Origin of the sequence: Pseudarthrobacter sp. NIBRBAC000502770 (assembly GCF_006517815.1) — a bacterium.
GTDB classification, from domain to species: domain Bacteria; phylum Actinomycetota; class Actinomycetes; order Actinomycetales; family Micrococcaceae; genus Arthrobacter; species Arthrobacter niigatensis.
In genome coordinates, this window is the sequence record NZ_CP041198.1 from 2,929,757 (window position 1) to 2,949,738 (window position 19,982).

Here is a 19,982-nt window from a genome sequence, read left to right on the forward strand (position 1 = left end):
GGGGCAGCCGGCTCCATCCAAGGCCCAGCGGGGGCCAGCATGATGATGCTTTCGGTATACGCCCAGGCCTGGAAGGGGTCAAGAGCGCTCCTGCGCCGTCCGCGGGTGCGTTCACGCCGGGAGGGGGCTACGGCGTGGCAACCGTGCAGTCCGCCGCATCCTCCACCACCCGCTCCAGGTCACCGGTACGGTGCAGCACCTCCATCTGCCGCACCGCACCGGTACCGTCCGCCAGCAGCCCGTCCAACAGGTCCTCCACCCGGTGCAGGTCGCCCATGTCCTCCAGCGCCCCGCGGACATGGTGCAGCAGCGAGTTCACGACGGCGAGCGCGGGCGCCGGGCGGTGCGTTAGGGGATCGAGCAGCTCACCCCGGAGGCCCCACCGGCTTGCCTTCCAGCCGGCCAGCCTGAGCAGCGCCGACGGGACAGCCACAGGTTCGATCCCTTCCCGCCACTCCCTGGCGGCGGTTTCCACCAGTCCGCGGGCAATTCCCGCCAGCAGCACGGTGTTCTCCGGGCGAAGGCAGACGTCGGCCACGCGGATTTCCACTGTGGGGTAGTGCCGCGACAAGCGGGCGTCGAAGTACACCATGCCCTCGTCCATGGCGACGCCGGTGCTCACCATGTCATGCACCAGCTGGTGGTAGGCGTCCGGGGAGCCCAGGAGTTCCAGCGGCCCGGCGGACGGCCAGCGGTTCCACACCTGCGAGCGGTAGCTGGCGTAGCCGGTGTCCTCGCCGTGCCAGAACGGCGAATTGGCGCTCAGCGCGACAAGCACCGGCAGCCAGTTGCGCATGCGGTCCAGCACGGCCACGGCCTCCTCCTGGGACTCGACCGAGACGTGGATGTGGCAGCCGCAGGTGAGCTGTTCCCTGGCGGTCAGCCCGTACTCCTCCATCATCGCGCGGAACCGCCGGAGCTGGACGGGATGGGGATCGGCAGGCAGGGGCGAGGTTCCCAGTGCCGCCACCCTGACGCCCACGTCCTCCGCCGCCTGGCGGGCGATGGCCCGGCCGGCCACGACGTCCTGCCCGAGCCGTGCCAGGGTGGCATGCGGGGGGCTGACCACCTCGATCATTTCCTGCTGGAACTCCGCTGTCAGGACGGGTCCGGACGCCGCCTCCAGCGGGCGGACGTAGAGGTCCAGGAGGGCACCTGCCAGGGGTACGGCTTCCCCTGTTCCGGGGTCCACCAGGAGCAGCTCCTCCTCGATGCCGAACGTCCGGCTGCCTGCACCCGCCCCGCCGGTGCCCTCATTGCCATAGGTGTCCATCGCCGTCGTCCCCTGTCCCCTGCGCCGTTGCAAGATCCTTCCAGCAGTGGGTGCACCCATCAGCACCCTGTCTCCAGGCGCCGTTGGAAGGGAACATTATGATAAGCACCCTTATCAATAGGTGGGAAGAGCTGCCCCGCCTGGGGCCCGCAGGGTTAGGGGATGCAAACCTTCATGGCGCCCCGGCGCGCATGGTGCTTTACTGCCAACATGTCCGAAACCCTCAAGCTCAGCCACAACGAACCCCATGACAGCAGCGTGGCCGCGCGCCTGAACTGGCTGCGCGCCGGCGTTCTTGGTGCCAACGACGGCATCGTCTCCGTCGCGGCTACCGTGGTGGGCGTCGCGGGAGTGACCAACGACCTCGCGCCCATCCTGGTGGCAGGTACCGCCGCCGTAGTAGGTGGAGCGGTATCCATGGCACTGGGCGAATACGTCTCCGTGAGCAGCCAAAGTGACAGCCAGCGCGCGCTGATCGAAAAGGAACGCCAGGAGCTCCGGGACGATCCCGAGGGCGAACTGGACGAACTGGCCCATATCTACCAGGCCAAGGGACTCAGCGAAGCCACCGCCCGGACCGTCGCCGAGGAACTGACCGCCAAGGACGCACTGAAGGCGCACCTTTCCGCCGAACTGAACATCGACGAGGAAGAAGTGGTCAGCCCCTGGCACGCCGCGTTCGCTTCCGCCATCGCCTTCACCGTCGGCGCCATCCTGCCCATGCTGGCCATCATCTTCCCGCCGGAAGCGGCCCGCATCCCGGTAACCTTCGTTGCCGTCATCCTGGCGCTGGCCCTGACCGGCACCATCAGCGCCAAAATCGGCGGAAGCTCCAAGCGCAAGGCAACCATCCGGCTGGTGGTGGGCGGCGCGTTGGCCATGGCCTTCACGTTCGCGGTGGGAAGCCTGCTGGGCACCACCGGCATCGCATAGCAGCCTCCCGCCCAGCCCGCCACCTACCGCCCAGGAGCGTCCACGTGCTCGAAATTGCCGGCCTTCCCGCCCACATCCTGCTGATTCACGGCGTGGTGGTCCTGGCCCCGCTGGCCGGGGTCCTGGCGGTGGTGTTCGCACTCCTTCGTCGCAGCAGGCGCTACCTGGCATGGCCGCTGGGCATCCTGGCGCTGCTGATGGTTCCATTGACGGTGGTTACCGCGGAGGCCGGGGAGCAGCTGGAGAAGGCCCGGCCGGCGTCACAACTCATCCAGGACCACGCCCACCAGGGAAGCTTCCTCCGCTATGTTGCGGCGCTGTTCCTGGTGGTGGCAGCAGTGCAGATCGCCGCCGCATTCCCCTCGCTCCTTGGCCGCCTGCCCGCCTTCCGCGGCCTGGCCATACTCCTCGAATCCCGCTGGGTCCTTCCTGCCACGTCCGTCCTGGGCGTCCTCGCGGGCCTGTTCCTGGTGTACCAGAGCATCGCCACCGGCCATTCGGGAGCAGCGTCAGTCTGGGCCGCGACCCGCTAGCGGAGCCAGCGCGGCGAACCGGCCCGTTTCGGGGACCGGTACATGCTCTTTCCGGGCGCGCTAAAAGCCCTTCACATCGCCATGCTCCGCGCGTAGGGTGGGGCTCACAACTGCCGGTCCCGGGGCCGGCGGCGGGCTCATACAGTCGGGCTTCTGGAGCATGCCGGAGGGACCACAGGTGGGAAAGAAACCGTTCCGAAACCACAGTATGCGGCACTTCGCAGCGCTGGCCGCAGGGATTCTGGCCCTGCCGGCGCTGGCCTCCTGCTCCGCGGAAGTCTCCCGCGGCTTCCTCCCCGGAGCCCGTGACACCACCAACAACACCCAGCTGATCACGGACCTGTGGGTCAACTCCTGGATCGCCGCGCTGGTGGTTGGCGTCATCACCTGGGGGCTGATGATCTGGGTGATCGTTGCGTACCGGCGCCGGAAGAACACCGTGGGGTTCCCGCCGCAGCTGAGCTACAACCTCCCCCTCGAAGTCTTCTACCTGGCCATTCCGCTGATTGTCATCGGCGTCCTGTTCGTCTTTACGGACCGGGAACAGCGTGCCATCGATGCGCGCTACCCCAACCCGGACGTGGTGATCGATGTCTTCGGCAAGCAGTGGTCCTGGGACTTCAACTACGTCAAGGAGCAGGTCCACGAGGACGCCGGACAGCAGGCCCACCTTAACGGGTCCTACGGCGCACCGGACAGGCTGCCCACGCTCTACCTCCCCGTAGGGAAGACGGTGGAACTGCACCTCCAGTCCCGCGACGTCCAGCATTCGTTCTGGGTGGTGGACTTCCTGCAAAAGCGCGACCTCTACCCGGGCCACGAACAATACAACCCGTACATCAGCATCACCCCCAACCGCACCGGCGAGTACATGGGCAAGTGCGCCGAGCTCTGCGGCGAGTACCACTCCGAGATGCTTTTCAAAGTCAGGGTGGTGACCCAGCAGGAGTACGACAGCCACATCGCCGACCTGAAGGCGAAGGGCAACACCGGCAACCTGGGCGCCGACTATGACAGGGTCCCGCAATCGGCCCCTGCGCCGCAGCCAGCGGAAGCGACAGAGTAGTGAGGGCATGGATATGACCACCACAGGCCAACGAATGGGCGGCGCTCCGGGCGCCGGAGTCCTGCCGGCACCCGTGGTACCCAAGTCCAAGGGGCGCCTCGTGGTCAACTGGATCACCTCCACGGACCACAAGACCATCGGGTACATGTACCTGATCTCGTCCTTCGTGTTTTTCTGCGCAGGCGGGGTGATGGCGCTGCTGATCCGCGCCGAACTCTTCGAGCCGGGAATGCAGATCCTGCAGACCAAGGAACAGTACAACCAGCTGTTCACCATGCACGGCACCATCATGCTGCTGATGTTCGCCACCCCGCTGTTCGCGGGGTTCGCCAACGTGATCATGCCGCTGCAGATCGGCGCCCCGGATGTGGCGTTCCCGCGCCTGAACGCGCTGGCCTTTTGGTTCTTCCTGTTCGGCTCCACCATCGCCGTGTCCGGCTTCATCACCCCGCAGGGCGCGGCATCCTTTGGCTGGTTCGCTTACGCGCCCCTGTCCAACACCACATTTACGCCGGGCATCGGCGGTGACCTCTGGGTCTTTGGCCTGGCGCTGTCCGGCTTCGGCACCATCCTGGGCTCGGTCAACTTCATTACCACCATCATCTGCATGCGCGCTCCCGGGCTCACCATGTGGCGGATGCCCATCTTCACGTGGAACACGCTGGTGACGGGCATCCTGGTGCTCATGGCGTTCCCGCCGCTGGCTGCGGCACTGTTCGCCCTGGGCGCGGACCGGAAGTTCGGTGCCCACATTTTCGATCCCGCCAACGGCGGCGCCATCCTGTGGCAGCACCTGTTCTGGTTCTTCGGCCACCCCGAGGTGTACATCATCGCGCTGCCGTTCTTCGGCATCGTCTCGGAGATCTTCCCGGTGTTCAGCCGCAAGCCCCTGTTCGGCTACAAGGGCATCGTGTACGCCACCATTGCCATCGCAGCCCTCTCGGTCACCGTGTGGGCCCACCACATGTACGTCACCGGGGCGATTTTCCTGCCGTTCTTCGCCTTCATGACCATGCTCATCGCGGTGCCCACCGGCGTGAAGTTCTTCAACTGGATCGGCACCATGTGGGGCGGATCGCTGACCTTCGAAACTCCCATGCTGTGGAGCATGGGCTTCCTTGCCACGTTCCTGTTTGGCGGCCTAACCGGAATCATCCTGGCTTCACCGCCCATGGACTTCCATGTCTCGGACACCTACTTCGTGGTGGCGCACTTCCACTACGTGGTCTTCGGCACCGTGGTATTTGCCATGTTCGCCGGCTTCTATTTCTGGTGGCCCAAATTCACCGGCAGGATGCTCAACGAGCGGCTCGGCAAGATCCACTTCTGGATGCTGTTCGTGGGCTTCCATGCCACGTTCCTGATCCAGCACTGGCTGGGCGTCCTGGGCATGCCGCGCCGGTATGCGGACTACATGCCGGAGGACAACTTCACCTTCATGAACCAGTTCTCCACCGTCGGGTCCTACCTGCTGGGCGCATCCCTGATCCCGTTCTTCTGGAACGTCTACATCACGTCGCGTTCCGCGAAGAAGGTCACCGTTGACGATCCCTGGGGCTTCGGGGCTTCGCTGGAATGGGCCACCTCCTGCCCGCCGCCGCGGCACAACTTCACTTCGCTGCCGCGCATCCGGTCCGAGCGTCCCGCCCTTGACCTGCACCATCCCGAGCTGAGTATCCGGCTCCATCCTTCGGAGGACGCGCCGGCGGAAAGCGTCCTGGGGGCCGCGGATATCGGGGAGCAGGACGTCCGCGACCCCAACCCGGACAAGTAACCCGGCCTGGCTCCCGGCGCACCCCGCACTTTCCGAGTCGCTCACCCGCGTCCCGGTAATTACGTCACGCCATAGTTTCGTAATTGATGTGAACCTCGTCACTTAAAGCGGTTTTCGGCTTGGAGCTTAGGTTTGCCTACCCTACAGTTTTCAGACATAGGCAACATTAGTGTTGCGCAATAGGACCCCGGTTCAAGCAGACTTTTTTCCCCACCGAAAGCAGCCTCAATGAAGATCCGCAACAGCGCGCTGGCAGGCATCGCACTCGCCGCCACCGCAGCTCTCGGCCTGACCGCCTGCGGCGGCGGCACCCCCGCAGGCAACGGCTCCTCCGCCTCCGGCGGCCCAGCCTCCGGCGAAATCACCGTCTACAACGCCCAGCACGAAAGCCTCACCCAGGAATGGGTTGACGCCTTCACTGCGGAAACCGGCATCAAGGTGACCCTCCGCCAGGGCGATGACACGGAAATGTCCAACCAGATCATCCAGGAAGGCCAGGCCTCCCCCGCTGACGTGTTCCTGACCGAGAACTCCCCCGCCATGACGCAGGTTGAGAACGCCGGCCTGTTCGCGGATGTCAACAAGGACACCCTGGACCAGGTCCCCGCCGAGTTCTCTCCGTCCACCGGGAAGTGGACGGGCATTGCGGCCCGCTCCACCGTGCTGGTGTACAACAAGACCAAGCTCACCGAGGACCAGTTGCCCAAGTCCATGCTGGACCTGGCCAAGCCGGAGTGGAAGGGCCGCTGGGCTGCCTCGCCCACCGGCGCCGACTTCCAGGCGATCGTCTCGGCCCTGCTGGAACTCAAGGGCGACTCCGCTACGGAGGACTGGCTGAAGGCCATGAAGGACAACTCCAAGGCCTACAAGGGCAACAGCACGGCCATGAAGGCTGTCAACGCCGGTGAAGTGGATGCGGCCCTCATCTACCACTACTACTACTACGGCGACCAGGCCAAGACCGGCGAGAACTCCAACAACGTCACGCCGTACTACTTCAAGAACCAGGACCCGGGTGCGTTCCTGTCCGTGTCCGGCGGCGGCGTGCTCAAGTCCTCCAAGAATGCTGCCGCTGCGCAGGCGTTCCTGAAGTTCATCACGGGCAAGAAGGGGCAGGAAGTCCTGAAGAACGGTACGTCCTTCGAGTACGCCATCGGCTCCGACGTGCCCGCCAACGACAAGCTGGTTCCCATCAAGGACCTGCAGGCCCCCAAGGTTGACGCCGCAAAGCTCAACTCGCAGAAGGTCAGCGATCTGATGACGCAGGCCGGACTACTCTAATTCCGTGACCTCCGATCTATCGGCTCCGCCAAGGGCGGGCGCGACGACGGCGGGCAGGGGCAGCAGCCCCCGCCCGCCTTTGGGCGTTTCCGCGGTATCTGTCCTGGCGGTGCTGATCGCCCTCTTCTCCCTCGTCCCGCTGGGGTACGTGGTCTACATGACGGTGGCAACCGGGTGGGATACCGCCGTCGGCCTCATCCTGCGGCCCCGCGTGGGCGAACTGCTCATGAACACGCTGCTCCTCATGGCCGCCACCATCCCGCTGTGCCTGCTGCTTGGCGTGGCGGGGGCGTGGCTGGTGGAACGGACCAACCTCCGCGGCCGCCGGATCTGGGCGGTCCTGCTGGCCGCGCCGCTGGCCGTCCCGGCGTTCGTGAACAGCTACGCGTGGGTATCGGCCATCCCGTCGCTGGGCGGCCTGGGCTCGGGGATCCTGATCTCCACCCTGTCCTACTTCCCGCTGGTGTACATCCCGGCGGCCGCCACCCTCAGCCGGTTGGACCCGGCCATTGAACAGTCCGCGGCCGCGCTGGGGCTGGGCGCCTGGCGGGCCTTCTTCCGGGTGGTGCTCCCCCAGCTGCGGATCGCCCTGACGGGCGGCGCGCTGCTGGTGGGACTGCACCTGCTCGCCGAATACGGCGCATTCGCCATGATCCGCTTTGACACCTTCACCACCGCGATCATGACCCAGTACCGGTCCACGTTCAACGGGGCCGCCGGGAACATGCTGGCAAGCGTCCTGGTGTTCTTCTGCCTGCTCCTGCTGCTGGCGGAGGTCCGCAGCCGTGGCACCGCCCGGTACGCCAGGATCGGCTCGGGAGTGCAGGCCAGGGCGCTGCGTCTCCCGTTGCACGCCTACCAGGTCCCGGGCCAGGTCTTCCTGCTGGCGCTGACGGCGCTGGCGTTCGGCCTCCCCCTGTATTACGTGCTCAAGTGGATTGTGGCCGGCGGCGCCGAGGTGTGGACCGCCACCGAATTCCTTCCCGCGCTTTTTGCCACCTTCGGGTACGGGCTCGCCGGTGCCGCGGCCACCATCGTGGTCGCGTTCCCCATGGCATACCTGGCGGTCCGGAAGCCCGGCTGGTTCAGCAAGTCACTGGAACTGTCCAACTACGTCACCAGCTCCATGCCCGGCATCGTGGTGGCCCTGGCCTTCGTCACCGTCAGCATCCGCCTTGTGCCCGGGATCTACCAAACGGCCGGCGTGCTGGTGGCAGCCTACGTGCTCCTGTTCCTCCCACGTGCCCTGGTGAACCTTCGGGCCGGACTGGCGCAGGCCCCCAAGGAACTCGATGAGGCAGCCCAGGCGCTGGGCAAGCCCCCGCTGCTTGCGTTCATCCGCGTCACCCTGCGGCTCACGGCCCCGGCCGCGGCCGGCGGCGCGGCCCTGGTGTTCCTGGCCATTGCCAACGAACTCACGGCCACCTTGCTCCTCTCCCCGAACGGCACCAAGACACTGGCCACCGAGTTCTGGAGCAAGAGCAGCGAGATCGATTACGCCGGCGCGGCGCCCTATGCCCTGCTGATGATCCTGCTTTCCGCGCCCATGACCTATCTCCTCTTCCAACAGTCCAAGAAAGTAGCCGGACAGTGACAGCACCATCAACCCGCAGGCTGCCCGAGCCGCGGGTGGCACCTTCAGTGGCAGCCACCACCAACAGCCACCTGCAGATCACGGACGTCACCAAGAACTTCGGATCCCAGGCGGTCCTCAGGGGCGTCAACCTGTCTGTGGCCAAGGGCGGGACCACCGCGATCGTGGGTCCATCCGGTTCGGGCAAGACCACCCTCCTGCGCCTGATCGCCGGGTTCGAGCACCCGGACACCGGCACCATCTCGCTTAACGGCACCACCGTGGCCGGCGACGGCGCATGGCTTCCGGCGCATAAGCGGCAGATCGGGTATGTGGCGCAGGATGGTGCCCTCTTCCCGCACCTGAACGTTGGACAGAACATTGCCTTTGGCCTGAATCCGGCCAGGCTTGAGGGCGGACGCCGCGCCGTGAACGCCCGCGTGGCGGAGCTGCTGGAAATGGTGTCCCTGGACCCCTCCATGGCCAAGCGCCGGCCACACCAGCTTTCCGGTGGACAGCAGCAGCGCGTTGCCCTGGCCCGGGCCCTTGCGCGCGAACCTGAGCTGATGCTCCTGGACGAGCCGTTCTCAGCCTTGGACGCGGGCCTGCGCGTGGCCACCCGCCGCGCCGTGGCCAAGGTCCTGGCCGAGGCCGGCGTCACCACCATCCTGGTCACCCATGACCAGGCCGAGGCATTGTCCTTCGCGGACCAGGTGGCCGTGATGCGCGGCGGCAAGCTGGCGCAGATCGGCAACCCCTTCGTGGTGTACACCCGGCCCGCGGACCGGGCCACCGCCGAGTTCCTGGGCGACGCGGTCATCCTGGACGCCTGGCTGGAAGGGACCCTGGCCACCTGCTCACTGGGCGGGATCCCGGTACGCAGGCCGCCGGCTCAGGGCCGCGTCCAGCTGATGCTGCGGCCGGAACAGATCCGCATTGCCGAGGACGGTCCCATCCGCGGCGTGGTGGTGGACACCGACTACTTTGGCCCCGAAACCACCGTGCGGCTGAAGCTCAATGTGCCCAAGGAAGTGGCCGAGCACGCCGACCACCGCTACCCGGGCGGCGGCGAAGTGATCACCATCCGGCACTGGAACGCCTCGATTGCCCGCCCCGGAATGGAGCTCTGCCTGCGGGTTGTGGGCGAGGCCGTGGCTTTCCCGATGGAGGAATAGCCCCTCCAGCCACACAAGACACAGAAAAAACACCGGGCCGAAACACTCCGGCAACCTGTCCACGGCAAGCTGAGCTTACGGGGATACAACAGCAGGAGGCAGCCCAATGGAGGCACAAGGAATACGCACCGCCCAGCTCCGCATCGGCGACCAGATCGAGGCGTGGCACCGGGGCAGGCTCTTCCACAAAGGCCGGGTGACCGACGTCGTCCCTGCCCTCGAACTCTTCTGGATCCTGGACGCCCGGACCGGCGCGCGCAAGCTGCTGGACCCCGAGGCCCTGGAGATCCGCCACGTCGAACCGGCACCGGCCGTTCCACCCACCCAGGCGAAGCCGCTCGCGACGGCCTGAGCCGGGGGACGGCCCCAGGACCCGTGCCCTAAGTGCGCTGCTGGTAGACGTCCGGGACGCCGTCGTTGTCAGAGTCGACTTTTTCGAGCTCTTCGGCCAGCCGGTACTGGCGGTTGCGGGTGCGCAGCACGGCGGTGGCCAGCAGCGCGGCGATCAGTGACGCAGCCAGGATTCCCACCTTGGCGTGGTCATCGTGCAGGCTGCCGTGCCCAAAGCTCAGCTCTGCCACCAGCAGCGAGACGGTGAAACCGATCCCCGCCAGCAGGGCCACACCGAACACGTCGATCCACTTGAACGAGCTGTCCAGGCTTGCCCGGGTGGCCTTGGTCAGGATCCACGTGGTGGCCAGGATGCCGATCGGCTTGCCCAGGACCAGGCCCAGGATGATGCCCAGGGCCACGGGGTCTGCCAGGGCTGACCCCAGGCCAGCCCAGCCGCCAACGGCCACGCCCGCGGAAAAGAACGCAAAAATGGGGACGGCAACGCCGGCGGAAATGGGCCGGAACCGGTGCTCGAAGATTTCCGCGAGCCCTGGGCCGGCCTCGGGCCCGCCGGACGCCTGCGAGCGGATCACGGGGATCGCGAAGCCCAGGAGCACGCCGGCCACGGTGGCGTGGATGCCGGACGCGTGCACCAGGGCCCAGGTGGCGGCACCCAGTGGCAGCAGGATCAGCCAGGCGGCGGCCGCATGGCGGCCGAAGAAACGACGGTATGCCTGCGCGAGGAAGGCATAGATGGCCAGCGGGATGAGCGCCAGCAGCAGCGGGGCCACCTGGATGTCGCTGGAGTAGAAGAACGCGATGATGGTGATGGCGATCAGGTCGTCCACCACGGCCAGCGTGAGCAGGAAGATCCGCAGGGCGCTGGGCAGGTGTGAGCCGATGATCGCCAGCACGGCAACGGCGAACGCAATGTCCGTGGCTGTGGGGATGGCCCAGCCGCGGAGCGTGCCAGGGCTGGAAAAATTGACGACGGCGTAAATCACCGCCGGGACAGCCACCCCTCCCACGGCGGCCGCCACGGGCACGATCGACTTGTTGAGCTGGCGCAGGTCACCGGCCACGAATTCCCGCTTGAGTTCCAGGCCCACCAGGAAGAAGAAGATGGCCAGCAGGCCGTCCGCCGCCCAGGCCCCCAGGCTGAGGTCAAGGTGCCACGGTTCGTAGCCCACCTTGAAGTCGCGGAGGGCAAAGTAGCTCTCCGACGCCGGCGAGTTGGCCCAGATCAGCGCGATGACGGCGGCTGCGACCAGGAGGGCCCCGCCCACTGTCTCCTTGCGGAGGATCTCGCCGATCCGCAGCGCCTCGGAGTAACTGCCGCGGGAAAAGACGGTGGAACCGGGAAAGGTGTTCCGGCGCGGGGTGGGCGGCGTGGAGTTCATGGGGCGTCCTTAAATCCGGGTTCGACAAATCCATGCCGACCAGACTTCCCGGCGCACCTGCTCCAATCCTACGGGCAACAGGCTTCAGCCCGCGCGGCGGCCCCCGGCGGAGTCCGGACGGCCATGCAGCTCGATGGCCCGCACGGCCCGGTCCAGGTAGGTCCGCGCCTCCGGTGAATTGGCCAGCTGCACAAGTTCCGCAGCCACCGCCACGAGTTTGACGTTCCGGTGGCTGCTGGTGGTCACCAGCAGTTGGAAGGCGTCATCAGAGCCAATCTTGAGCTGGCCCATGAGGATCCCCCGCGCCTGGTCAATTACGGTGCGGGTTGCCGTAGCGCCGGCCACGGCCTCGCGGGCGGTTTGCTCGGTTTCACGCTGCAGCGTCCGGCTCAGATCCACCATCACGCCCTCGAGTGCCGTGACTGCACCGTCCGGGCCGAGGATAGCCTCGCCTGCTGTCAGCACCCGCCGGGTCCTGCCCTGGGCATCGACCAGCCGGTGGTACAGGCAGAAGAAGCCGCCGGTGTTGCAGACCTGCGCCACGATCTCCTCGCACCGGTCGCGGTCATCGGGATGCTTGTGGGCGAAGACCAGCTCCATGGTGGGGACAACTTCGCCGCGGCGGTATCCGTGCAGCCGGTAGGTACCGTCGGACCAGTGGAAGGTTGGACCTGCCGGCTCGATGTCCACCCTGAAGGTTCCAGCATCGCTTTCGCTGTCCCCGAGGGCACTCGAGTATGTGTACAGGCCGCTGAGCTCCGTCACAGGTCCACCTCCCGGCGTGCGCCGGCCCCCAGCGGGCCGGTTCTGTCCTCGCTCTTTCCAGTATGGCCGCCCCGGCGGAGGGAAGGTAGTGCGGGAGGCCCTATGGACGTCCTCCGGAAAATGCCCTAGCACACTTGACCACCATACCCCCAGGGGGTATGGTGGCGGTGTTGTCAGTGAAGTGGTATGTCCCGGCTGGTGCCCACCGGCCTTCACAGCCGTTCAACCCCAGCACCCCTTGATTCCCTCAACGGATTGGAACTGACATGAACACCGGGAACCGCCCCCAACTCCCCCTCGCTTCCGCCGCCTGCAGCTGCTGCGGCCCTGCCCAGGCCGCCCGGCCGGGCGCCGCCCTCCCTGAACCTTCCGCGCACGCCTCTCCCGCCGCCGTCGTACCGTCCGACGCCGATGCGGCACCGCAGCGCGACTTCTGAGCCGCGCAGCATCACAGACACGCCCAAGATTCCGCAGCCCCGGACCAGGTCCGGGCGGCGACTGCCTCCCAGGAGGAAGAATGCAGGACAATCACCACATGCACCATCAAGGCAGTTCCCCGGAGCACCACCAGCCACCCAGCGGGACGCTTACCCAGGCACCGGCACACGGCGCAGGGCACGCACACCATAATGGCCAAGCTGCCCACGGCGACGACGACCACACCGTCCACACCCACGGCCAGCACGCCGGGCACAGCACCGCCATGTTCAAGAACAGGTTCTGGCTGACCCTGGCCCTCGCCGTCCCCGTGGTCTTTTTCAGCCCCATGATGGGCCATCTCCTGGGCTACATGCCGCCGGAATTCCCAGGCGCCGCCTGGATCCCGCCGGTGCTGGGGACGGTAATCTTCCTCTATGGTGGCCAGCCGTTCCTCAAGGGCGGCCTGCAGGAGCTCAAAGACCGTTCGCCGGGGATGATGCTGCTGATTGGCATGGCCATTTCCGTAGCCTTCGCCGCGTCCTGGGTCACCAGCCTGGGGATCGGCGGGTTCGAGCTCGACTTCTGGTGGGAGCTGGCGTTACTGGTGGCCATCATGCTGCTGGGCCACTGGATCGAGATGCGCGCCCTCGGGTCCGCGCAGGGCGCGCTGGATGCCTTGGCGGCCCTGCTGCCGGACGAGGCCGAACGCATTACGGACGCCGGCACCGAGACTGTCCCGGTGTCTGAGCTAAGCCCCGGGGACTTGGTCCTGGTCCGGCCCGGCGCCCGCATGCCGGCTGACGGCAGCGTGGTGGACGGGCAGGCCGAGTTCGACGAGTCCATGATCACCGGGGAGTCCAGGACCGTGGCCCGCGGCGCCGGGGACGCGGTGGTAGCCGGAACCGTGGCCACCGACAGCAGCGTCCGGGTCCGGGTAACGGCCGTTGGGGACCAGACCGCACTGGCCGGGATCCAGCGGCTGGTGGAGGAAGCGCAGGCCTCATCATCCCGCGCGCAGGCGCTGGCGGACCGCACCGCGGCGTTCCTCTTCTACTTCGCCGCCGGCGCCGGCCTCCTGACCTTCATCGCGTGGACATTGCTCGGCAGCGTCCCGGACGCTGTCACGCGAACCGTCACCGTATTGGTCATCGCCTGCCCGCACGCCCTGGGGCTGGCCATCCCGCTGGTGATTGCCATCTCCACCGAACAGGCCGCCCGCGCCGGTGTACTGATCAAGAACCGGATGGCACTGGAGCGTATGCGCACCATCGACGTTGTCCTGTTCGACAAAACCGGCACCCTGACCACCGGCGAACCGGAACTGAAGGACGTTGCCGTTGCGGACGGCGCGGATCCCGACGCAGTGCTGGCACTGGCCGCCGCGGTGGAGTCAGACAGCGAACATCCGGTGGCGCGCGCCATCGTGCGGGCCGCCAGGGAACGGAATCTAACGCTCCCGGCTGCCACCGGCTTCACCGCACTGACGGGCCGCGGCGTAAGGGCCGGCGTGGACGGACGTACGGTGCACGTGGGCGGGCCGGCGCTGCTGCGCGAACTCGGCGTCGTCGAGCCTGACTCTTTGGCGGCCAGTACGCGCACGTGGATGGACCGGGGCGCCGCCGTGCTGCACGTGGTCGACGACGGCAGGGTCCTGGGTGCCGTCAGCATGGAGGATGCCGTGCGGCCGGAGTCGCGGCAGGCCGTGCAGGCCCTGCAGCGGCGCGGCGTCAAGGTGGCCATGGTTACCGGCGACGCCCACCAGGTGGCGCAGGCGGTGGCGGCCGACCTGGGCATCGACGAGGTCTTCGCCGAGGTCCTGCCGGCAGACAAGGACAAGAAAGTCGCCGAGCTGCAGGGCCGCGGGATGAAGGTGGCCATGGTAGGCGACGGCGTCAACGACTCCCCTGCCCTGGCACGGGCCGAGGTGGGCATCGCCATCGGCGCGGGAACCGACGTCGCCGTGGAGTCCGCCGGCGTGGTGCTGGCCGGGAACGATCCCCGGGCAGTCCTGTCCATGGTGGACCTGTCCCGCGCCAGCTACCGGAAAATGTGGCAGAACCTGGTGTGGGCCACCGGCTACAACATCCTGTCCGTGCCGCTGGCCGCCGGCGTCCTGGCCTTCGCCGGGGTGGTCCTCTCCCCCGCGGCGGGTGCCGTGCTGATGTCCGCGTCCACCGTGGTGGTGGCACTGAACGCCCAGCTCCTCCGGCGCCTGAAACTGAACCCGTCAGAGGTACGTTGATCACTGCACACCGAACGGAAGGAGGGACCGCCATGACCACCCGCGCCGTGCCGGCCCTCCTTCGCAGGGCATGGCTGTTCGCCGCTGCCCTGGCCGTCATCGCGGGACTGCTGGGCATGCATGTGCTGACCTCCGGGCACGCTTCGCCCGGGGCCATGTCCCAGGGCGGTGCTTCGCACAGCACTGCTTCGCCCAGCACTCCTTCGCATGGCAAATTGCCCAACGCAGCTGCTTCGCCCAGCGCTGCTCCGCAGCCTGCCCACGCGCCGGCCGCAGCTGCCGTGGACACACCGGACCTGGCATGGGCCGCCTATGGCGGCTCCTGCCCGGGGGTAAAGGAATCGGGGGCGCCCTGCGTCCCCTCCGCTCCCAGCGGTCCCCTTACCATTTCCCCGCCGCAGGCAACCCTGGCCGTCCTGCCGCTGCAGCCGGCCTATGGCAATCCCGGGCCCACCTACGGCTACCTGCCGCCGGGCCCCACGCCCTGCGAGCTGTCCATCAGCCGGACGTAAACCGGACTGCGCCACCCATCACGGCCCAGTTCCATTACTCGCTGAAGGACAACCATGAACCCCACTTTCAAGACCCTTTCCATCGCTGCCGCCCTGGCCGCCTCGCTCGGCCTCGCCGGGTGTGCCGCCAATGCCGGTGCGGGTAGCAGCATGCCCATGGACCACGGCAGCTCCGGCGCCATGTCCAGCACCATGCCGAGCGCGGGCAGCACGCCCAACGCCGGCGCCGACCACAACCAGGCGGACATCATGTTTGCCCAGATGATGATTCCGCACCACTCCCAGGCCGTGGAAATGAGCGACATCATCCTGGCCAAAGCAGGCATGCCGGCCGACGTCACCGCGCTTGCCACCAAGATCAAGGCGGCCCAGGCACCGGAGATCAAGCAGATGACCGGGTGGCTCACCGGCTGGAACGTGCCCACCATGATGAGTGACCATTCCGGGCACGGCATGGCAGGCGTGGTGGACGACGACGGGATCAACAAGCTCAAGTCCGCTTCGGGTACCGAGGCTGCCCGGCTGTTCCTCCAGCAGATGATCGGCCATCACGAGGGCGCCATCGACATGGCCCAGCAGGAAATCAGCGCCGGCAAATTCCCGGACGCGGTCAAGCTGGGCCATGACATCGTGGCTGCCCAGCAGGCGGAAATCACCCAGATGAAGCAGCTGCTGGCCGCACTGTAGCAGGCGGACCCGCGAATGCGCGCGGCGCGGCGGCGGCACCCCGGTTCGGGAGGCCGCCGCCGGGCAGCCGCGTGTTAAGTTGAAAGGCACGGGCCTGAGCGGGTCCGGCACCAGCTGGGAAAAGAGAACATCTCCTTGGACACTTCCACACCAGTACGGATCCTGACCGTCTGCACCGGGAACATCTGCCGGTCGCCGGTGGCCGAACGGCTGCTGCAGGCAGGATTGGACCAGGCGGTGCCGGGCGGCTTCCAGGTGTCCAGCGCCGGCACCCGGGCCCTGGTGGGCGAGCCGATGCAGCCTCTCTCCGCAGAGATCGTACGGACCTTCGGCGGGGACCCGGAAGGGTTCGCGGCGCGGCAGCTGACGCCGAAGATCCTGCGCGGCGTGGACCTGGTGCTCACCATGACTTCCGGCCACCGCGGAGAGGTCCTCCAGCTTGACGCTTCCCTGCTCAAGCGGACGTTCACCATCCGCGAGTTCGCCCGCATGCTCGATGTCCTCGATCAACGGGAGGACCGCCAGCGGAGGGCCGGCGCGGACAGCCAGCCCTCCGCCGTCGTACCTTCGCAGGACGCCGGTTCCGACGTCGAAGGCGGCCTCGCTGCCAACGCCGCCTTGTGGCGGGGGCTGCCGGCGCGGGCCGCCGGAGTACGGCACCTCTCGCTGCCGGCCGATTCCGCGGACAACGACATCGTGGACCCCTACCGCCGCGCTCCGGAGGTTTACCGGGAGATGGAGGACCAGCTGGCCCCTGCGATCGTCTCCATCCTGCGCCACGCACGGCTCAACTCTCCGGTCCATGGGGACGCTGCCCCGTAGCTGAAGTGCGTTGCCGCAGTTCACGGGAGGGGCAGGCCTGCCAGGTGACAGTTTGGATACTCCTGTAGCCAATAGGGCCCTTCGGGACGGACACTGATCCCACCAGTCACAATGAGGTGGAGGCGTCATGAGCGTTCCAGGCGGTCCTGATCCATCCGGCGCCGGAAATCCAGGCTCCCGGCAACCGGGCCCAAGCAGTTCCCCCGGCCTGCCTGGATGCTTGCCCTGGGGCGGCGCCGCTGGATCGCCGCGCTGGTGGCGTTGGTGCTGGTGGTGGCCGCCGGCGTCGCGGTCTTCAGCCTGAACCGGGCAGGCCAGGAAGCGCAGCCGGCAGCCACCCAGACCCAGTCACCCAGCCCGACGCCCACGCCCACGCCCTCTGAAACTCCTCCGCCGGCCCCTGCCCCACCGCCGCCACCTGCGCCCATTCCGGACCTGCCTGCGGCCCCAATGAACATCCTCGTCATCGGCAGCGACATCCGTGACACCCCCGCCCGCGACGCTGCGGCCCACACCGCCGCCACCGGCGAACCCCAGGACCAGCGGGCCGATACCCTCATGGTGGTCCACGTCCCTGCCGACCGGCGGAACCTCTACCTCATCTCGATCAACCGGGACAACTGGGTGGACATCCCCGGATTCGGCAGCGCCAAGATCAATGCCGGGCTGCAGTATGGGGGCATCGACATGCAGACCGCCGCCGTGCAGCAACTGCTGGGCATCACCATCGACCACACCCTGATGCTTGACTTTGGCGGTTTCAAACTCCTGGTGGACGGCCTGGGCGGCATCGACGTCAACGTGCCCATGGCCTTCCAGTCCAGCATCGAAACCCAGCACGTCTTCAGCGCGGGCGTGAACCACCTCGATGGCCAGGCCGCCCTGGAATTCTCCCGCGAGCGCTATGCCTTCTCCGACGGGGACTTCCAGCGGGTCCGCGACCAGCAGATCATGCTCCGGGCAATCCTGGCCCGGCTCACAGGGGGAGGTGCCCTGAACGACGTGACAGCGGTGCGGTCGCTGGTCGATTTCGCCTCCTGCTGCCTCACGGTGGACAGGGCCTTTGACCCCGTCCAGGCTGCGATCCTGGCGTACAGCCTGCGCAACCTGGACGTGAACGCCATCGGAACCATGACCCTTCCCACGTTGGGCTCCGGCTTTGTGGCCGGGCAGTCCGTGCTGTTTCCCGATTACGCCGGCATTGCGGCGGTGGGTGCGGCCTTGCGGGAGGGCCGGATCGGCGACTTCGCAAAGCCATAGTCCGGGCGGCGCGCTGCGGCATGGCCACGCAGCGACGCGCATACACGTTGCCGCGGCTGATATTCCTTTCCGCGGCCCACATCCCGGGGGCTCCAGGGAACCTGCGCGTCCCAGGTGAATTTGCGCGTCGTACACCCCGGGTTCACCCCATCGCCAGAATCCGTGTGCCCGCCCGGGAAACCCTGAGGACATGACTGAGACTTCCCAGGCCGGGGTTTCCCGCCGCACCATCGTCAAGAGTTCCGTCCTCGCCGCCGCGCTGGCCTCCGTCCCCGCCGCGAACGCAACGGCCGCCACCCAGTCTCCCGGCGGCGTAGCACTGGTCCGCAACAGGCTGACCCTGCCCAGCGGCATCGCCACCGGCGACGTCACCTCGGATTCAGCCGTCCTCTGGTCGCGTGCCTCGGGCGCCGGGCGCATGACGGCCGTACTGCGCGCCGTGGACGACGCCGGCCAGGTGCTCAGCGGGCGCGGCGCTTTCGAGCGGGTCCTCCGCGGACCCCGCGCCACCCAGGCGTCCGACTTTACTGCCAAGATCCACGCGGGGAACCTGCCCTCCAACACCCGGTTCTCGCTGGAGATCAGTTTCGAGGACGACGGCGGCGCGGCGGGCGAGACGCTCCGCGGCGGCTTCCGCACGGCTCCGGACACGGGGACGGTCAACGGCAAGGGCCGCACCGGTGGGACGGGCAACGGAGGCGACGTCCCGGCGTCGTCCGCGCAAAGCTTTGTGTGGACGGGCGACACGGCCGGCCAGGGGTGGGGCATCAACGAGGAGATCGGCGGGATGCGCGGCTACCGGGCCATGCACCAGACCCGGCCGGACTTCTTTATCCACTCAGGCGACACCATCTACGCCGATGGCCCCATTTCGGAGACCGTCACCGAAAAGGACGGGCAGGTGTGGAAGAACCTGGTCACCGAAGAGGTGTCCAAGGTGGCCGAGACCCTCACCGAATTCCGCGGCCGGCACCGCTACAACTCCATGGACGCCAACATGCGGGCCCTGTTCGCGGACGTCCCGGTGATCGCCCAGTGGGACGACCACGAGACGCACAACAACTGGTACCCCGGCCAGATCCTTGACGACTCCCGCTACACCGTGCGGGACGTCAACACCCTCGCCGCCCGCGGCCGGCAGGCCTGGCAGGAGAACATGCCCATCGCGGACAGTTCGGCCATTTGGCGCCCGGGAACATTCGACGACGCCGGCACTTACCAGCCGGCGCGAATCTACCGGAAGATTTCCCGTGGCCCGCAGCTGGAGATCTTCTGCCTGGACATGCGCACCTATAAGTCCCCCAACACGGACGGCAAGGAACCCTACGCCACCGCCATTTTGGGCCAGGAGCAGGTGGACTGGCTGGTCAGCGAGGTCAGCAAGTCCAAGGCCACCTGGAAGGTGATCGCCAACGACCTGCCGCTGGGGGTGGTGGTGCCGGACGGCCCGGTGAATGAGGAGAGCGTGTCCAATCGCGACGCCGGCGCCCCCTTGGGCCGTGAGCTGGAAATCGCCGGGGTGCTCAGCGCGTTCAAACGCAACGGCGTCAAGAACACCGTCTGGCTCACCGCCGACGTCCACTACTGCGCCGCCCACCACTACTCCCCCGAGCGGGCGGCCTTCACCGACTTCGATCCGTTCTGGGAGTTCGTGGCCGGGCCCATCGCTGCGGGATCCTTCGGTCCGAACGCGATGGACGGCACCTTTGGTCCCGAAGTGGTGTTCTCCAAGACGGGACGCTTCGCCGGTGAGTCCCCGCGCGACGGCGAAAACCAGTTCTTCGGGCACGTCCAGCTGGGCGAGGACAACAGCTTCACCGTCAGCCTCCGCAACGCCAACGGAGCCACCGTATTCTCGAAAGTCCTGACCCCCGAGCGGTAGGCCTTCCGTTATTTTCCGCCGCCCCGTGGGTACGCCGTGGGTAATGTTCCT

At 67.3% G+C, this 19,982-nt stretch carries 18 protein-coding genes; 15 read left to right on the forward strand and 3 right to left on the reverse strand.

Features of this window, described 5'->3' with window-relative positions:
* Nucleotides 1–127: 127 nt before the first annotated feature.
* A complete protein-coding gene (locus NIBR502770_RS14120; protein ID WP_246857288.1) occupies nucleotides 128–1,306 on the reverse strand; it encodes a glutamate--cysteine ligase in 1,179 nt (392 codons plus the stop codon).
* A gap of 177 nt (nucleotides 1,307–1,483) precedes the next feature.
* Between NIBR502770_RS14120 and NIBR502770_RS14125 the strand changes: the two genes are divergently transcribed.
* The 8 genes from NIBR502770_RS14125 to NIBR502770_RS14160 all read left to right on the forward strand — a co-directional run bounded on the left by NIBR502770_RS14125 (nucleotide 1,484) and on the right by NIBR502770_RS14160 (nucleotide 9,960).
* Nucleotides 1,484–2,206, forward strand: coding sequence for a VIT family protein (locus NIBR502770_RS14125; protein WP_141159495.1), 723 nt, complete (start codon nucleotides 1,484–1,486; stop codon nucleotides 2,204–2,206).
* 44 nt (nucleotides 2,207–2,250) lie between these two features.
* Nucleotides 2,251–2,739, forward strand: a complete 489-nt coding sequence (locus NIBR502770_RS14130; protein WP_141182348.1) for a hypothetical protein — start codon at nucleotides 2,251–2,253, stop codon at nucleotides 2,737–2,739.
* Nucleotides 2,740–2,947: 208 nt separating this feature from the next.
* On the forward strand, nucleotides 2,948–3,805 hold the full coding sequence (locus tag NIBR502770_RS14135) for a cytochrome c oxidase subunit II (protein WP_141159493.1): 858 nt from the start codon (nucleotides 2,948–2,950) through the stop codon (nucleotides 3,803–3,805).
* A 13-nt stretch (nucleotides 3,806–3,818) separates the two neighbouring features.
* Nucleotides 3,819–5,579: a cytochrome c oxidase subunit I gene (gene ctaD / locus NIBR502770_RS14140; protein ID WP_210418871.1), complete on the forward strand. Its 1,761-nt coding sequence runs from the start codon at nucleotides 3,819–3,821 to the stop codon at nucleotides 5,577–5,579.
* A 228-nt stretch (nucleotides 5,580–5,807) separates the two neighbouring features.
* Nucleotides 5,808–6,860: an iron ABC transporter substrate-binding protein gene (locus NIBR502770_RS14145; protein ID WP_141182349.1), complete on the forward strand. Its 1,053-nt coding sequence runs from the start codon at nucleotides 5,808–5,810 to the stop codon at nucleotides 6,858–6,860.
* Nucleotides 6,861–6,864: 4 nt separating this feature from the next.
* Entirely contained in the window at nucleotides 6,865–8,454 is a 1,590-nt protein-coding gene (locus tag NIBR502770_RS14150; protein ID WP_210418872.1) for an iron ABC transporter permease, read from the forward strand.
* Nucleotides 8,451–9,608, forward strand: a complete 1,158-nt coding sequence (locus NIBR502770_RS14155; RefSeq protein WP_210418873.1) for an ABC transporter ATP-binding protein — start codon at nucleotides 8,451–8,453, stop codon at nucleotides 9,606–9,608. Before NIBR502770_RS14150 ends, NIBR502770_RS14155 begins: the two co-directional genes overlap by 4 nt.
* A 106-nt stretch (nucleotides 9,609–9,714) precedes the next feature.
* Nucleotides 9,715–9,960, forward strand: coding sequence for a hypothetical protein (locus NIBR502770_RS14160; protein WP_141182350.1), 246 nt, complete (start codon nucleotides 9,715–9,717; stop codon nucleotides 9,958–9,960).
* A 28-nt stretch (nucleotides 9,961–9,988) separates the two neighbouring features.
* On the opposite strand, the gene nhaA is transcribed toward NIBR502770_RS14160, so the two are convergent.
* Together nhaA and NIBR502770_RS14170 are read right to left on the reverse strand one after the other, a co-directional pair.
* A complete protein-coding gene (gene nhaA, locus NIBR502770_RS14165; protein ID WP_141182351.1) occupies nucleotides 9,989–11,341 on the reverse strand; it encodes a Na+/H+ antiporter NhaA in 1,353 nt (450 codons plus the stop codon).
* Nucleotides 11,342–11,425: 84 nt separating this feature from the next.
* The gene (locus tag NIBR502770_RS14170; protein ID WP_141182352.1) at nucleotides 11,426–12,106 is read right to left on the reverse strand and encodes a PAS and ANTAR domain-containing protein; all 681 of its coding nucleotides are present in this window, start codon (nucleotides 12,104–12,106) and stop codon (nucleotides 11,426–11,428) included.
* Between the two features lie 266 nt (nucleotides 12,107–12,372).
* On the opposite strand from NIBR502770_RS14170, the gene NIBR502770_RS21235 reads away from it, so the two are divergent.
* The 7 genes from NIBR502770_RS21235 to NIBR502770_RS14200 all read left to right on the forward strand — a co-directional run bounded on the left by NIBR502770_RS21235 (nucleotide 12,373) and on the right by NIBR502770_RS14200 (nucleotide 19,931).
* Complete coding sequence (locus tag NIBR502770_RS21235; protein WP_168223178.1) at nucleotides 12,373–12,543, forward strand: hypothetical protein; 171 nt, start codon at nucleotides 12,373–12,375, stop codon at nucleotides 12,541–12,543.
* Nucleotides 12,544–12,641: 98 nt separating this feature from the next.
* The gene (locus NIBR502770_RS14175) at nucleotides 12,642–14,768 is read left to right on the forward strand and encodes a heavy metal translocating P-type ATPase (RefSeq protein ID WP_371416464.1); all 2,127 of its coding nucleotides are present in this window, start codon (nucleotides 12,642–12,644) and stop codon (nucleotides 14,766–14,768) included.
* Nucleotides 14,769–14,800: 32 nt separating this feature from the next.
* The gene (locus NIBR502770_RS14180; protein WP_141159487.1) at nucleotides 14,801–15,280 is read left to right on the forward strand and encodes a hypothetical protein; all 480 of its coding nucleotides are present in this window, start codon (nucleotides 14,801–14,803) and stop codon (nucleotides 15,278–15,280) included.
* 54 nt (nucleotides 15,281–15,334) lie between these two features.
* A complete protein-coding gene (locus tag NIBR502770_RS14185) occupies nucleotides 15,335–15,967 on the forward strand; it encodes a DUF305 domain-containing protein (RefSeq protein ID WP_141182354.1) in 633 nt (210 codons plus the stop codon).
* 135 nt (nucleotides 15,968–16,102) lie between these two features.
* Nucleotides 16,103–16,789, forward strand: coding sequence for a low molecular weight phosphatase family protein (locus tag NIBR502770_RS14190; protein WP_141182355.1), 687 nt, complete (start codon nucleotides 16,103–16,105; stop codon nucleotides 16,787–16,789).
* 216 nt (nucleotides 16,790–17,005) lie between these two features.
* Nucleotides 17,006–18,049: an LCP family protein gene (locus NIBR502770_RS14195; protein ID WP_246857289.1), complete on the forward strand. Its 1,044-nt coding sequence runs from the start codon at nucleotides 17,006–17,008 to the stop codon at nucleotides 18,047–18,049.
* A 190-nt stretch (nucleotides 18,050–18,239) separates the two neighbouring features.
* On the forward strand, nucleotides 18,240–19,931 hold the full coding sequence (locus NIBR502770_RS14200) for an alkaline phosphatase (RefSeq protein ID WP_141182356.1): 1,692 nt from the start codon (nucleotides 18,240–18,242) through the stop codon (nucleotides 19,929–19,931).
* The last annotated feature ends 51 nt before the right edge of the window (nucleotides 19,932–19,982 follow it).